The organism is Duganella sp. GW822-FHT06D06 (assembly GCF_058799615.1).
On sequence record NZ_JBXALQ010000054.1, the window covers coordinates 1 to 2,563 of the forward strand.

General features: G+C 51.4%; 1 rRNA gene. It reads left to right on the forward strand.

Annotated elements, in window-relative coordinates:
• Positions 1-2,547, forward strand: a 23S ribosomal RNA gene (locus AC1RMD_RS31135); the annotation flags it as partial.
• Positions 2,548-2,563: the final 16 nt, after the last annotated feature.

The window sequence follows — 2,563 nt, forward strand, 5'->3', positions numbered from 1 at the left end:
CCCGTATTCGAAATGCGATGTGTGGAACTAAGCGTGCGACAAGTAGGGCGGGACACGAGAAATCCTGTCTGAATATGGGGGGACCATCCTCCAAGGCTAAATACTCGTAATCGACCGATAGTGAACCAGTACCGTGAGGGAAAGGCGAAAAGAACCCCGGGAGGGGAGTGAAATAGATCCTGAAACCGTGTGCATACAAACAGTAGGAGCGGACTTGTTCCGTGACTGCGTACCTTTTGTATAATGGGTCAGCGACTTACATTCAGTGGCAAGGTTAACCATATAGGGAAGCCGTAGAGAAATCGAGTCCGAATAGGGCGATAGTCGCTGGGTGTAGACCCGAAACCAAGTGATCTACTCATGGCCAGGATGAAGGTGCGGTAACACGCACTGGAGGTCCGAACCCACTAATGTTGAAAAATTAGGGGATGAGCTGTGGGTAGGGGTGAAAGGCTAAACAAACTTGGAAATAGCTGGTTCTCTCCGAAAACTATTTAGGTAGTGCCTCAAGTATCACCATCGGGGGTAGAGCACTGTTATGGCTAGGGGGTCATCGCGACTTACCAAACCATTGCAAACTCCGAATACCGATGAGTGCGAGCTTGGGAGACAGACGTCGGGTGCTAACGTCCGGCGTCAAGAGGGAAACAACCCAGACCGCCAGCTAAGGTCCCAAAGATTGGCTAAGTGGAAAACGAAGTGGGAAGGCTAAAACAGTCAGGATGTTGGCTTAGAAGCAGCCATCATTTAAAGAAAGCGTAATAGCTCACTGATCGAGTCGTCCTGCGCGGAAGATGTAACGGGGCTAAGCCAGTCACCGAAGCTGCGGATATGCGTAAGCATATGGTAGGAGAGCGTTCTGTAAGCCTGCGAAGGTGTCTTGTAAAGGATGCTGGAGGTATCAGAAGTGCGAATGCTGACATGAGTAGCGATAATGGGGGTGAAAAGCCCCCACGCCGTAAGCCCAAGGTTTCCTGTTCAACGTTCATCGGAGCAGGGTGAGTCGGCCCCTAAGGCGAGGCAGAGATGCGTAGCTGATGGGAAGCAGGTTAATATTCCTGCACCGTCGTATGATGCGATGGGGGGACGGATCGCGGAAGGTTGTCCAACTGTTGGAATAGTTGGTTTCTGGTTCATAGAAGGCGCTTAGGCAAATCCGGGCGCAGGATTCAAGGGACTGGGACGAGGCACTTAGGTGCTGAAGCAATCGGAAGTGGTTCCAAGAAAAGCCTCTAAGCTTCAGTCATACGAGACCGTACCGCAAACCGACACAGGTGGGCGAGATGAGTATTCTAAGGCGCTTGAGAGAACTCGGGAGAAGGAACTCGGCAAATTGGTACCGTAACTTCGGGAAAAGGTACGCCCTTGTAGCTTGGCTGATTTACTTCAGTAGGGTGAACGGGTTGCAATAAACTGGTGGCTGCGACTGTTTAATAAAAACACAGCACTCTGCAAACACGAAAGTGGACGTATAGGGTGTGACGCCTGCCCGGTGCTGGAAGATTAAATGATGGGGTGCAAGCTCTTGATTGAAGTCCCAGTAAACGGCGGCCGTAACTATAACGGTCCTAAGGTAGCGAAATTCCTTGTCGGGTAAGTTCCGACCTGCACGAATGGCGTAACGATGGCCACACTGTCTCCTCCCGAGACTCAGCGAAGTTGAAGTGTTTGTGATGATGCAATCTACCCGCGGCTAGACGGAAAGACCCCATGAACCTTTACTGTAGCTTTGCATTGGACTTTGAATCAATCTGTGTAGGATAGGTGGGAGGCTTTGAAGCGGTGACGCCAGTCATCGTGGAGCCAACCTTGAAATACCACCCTGGTTCATTTGAGGTTCTAACCTTGGCCCGTTATCCGGGTCGGGGACAGTGCATGGTAGGCAGTTTGACTGGGGCGGTCTCCTCCTAAAGTGTAACGGAGGAGTTCGAAGGTACGCTAGTTACGGTCGGACATCGTGACGATAGTGCAATGGCATAAGCGTGCTTAACTGCGAGACTGACAAGTCGAGCAGGTACGAAAGTAGGACATAGTGATCCGGTGGTTCTGTATGGAAGGGCCATCGCTCAACGGATAAAAGGTACTCTGGGGATAACAGGCTGATTCCTCCCAAGAGTTCATATCGACGGGGGAGTTTGGCACCTCGATGTCGGCTCATCACATCCTGGGGCTGTAGCCGGTCCCAAGGGTATGGCTGTTCGCCATTTAAAGTGGTACGTGAGCTGGGTTTAAAACGTCGTGAGACAGTTTGGTCCCTATCTGCCGTGGGCGTTGGAAATTTGAAGGGGGCTGCTCCTAGTACGAGAGGACCGGAGTGGACAGACCTCTGGTGTACCGGTTGTCACGCCAGTGGCATTGCCGGGTAGCTAAGTCTGGAAGAGATAACCGCTGAAAGCATCTAAGCGGGAAACTTGCCTTAAGATGAGATTTCCCAGAGCCTTGAGCTCTTTGAAGGGTCGTTCGAGACCAGGACGTTGATAGGTCAGGTGTGGAAGTGCAGTAATGCATTAAGCTAACTGATACTAATTGCCCGTACGGCTTGTCCCTATAACCTTAGCAGGTT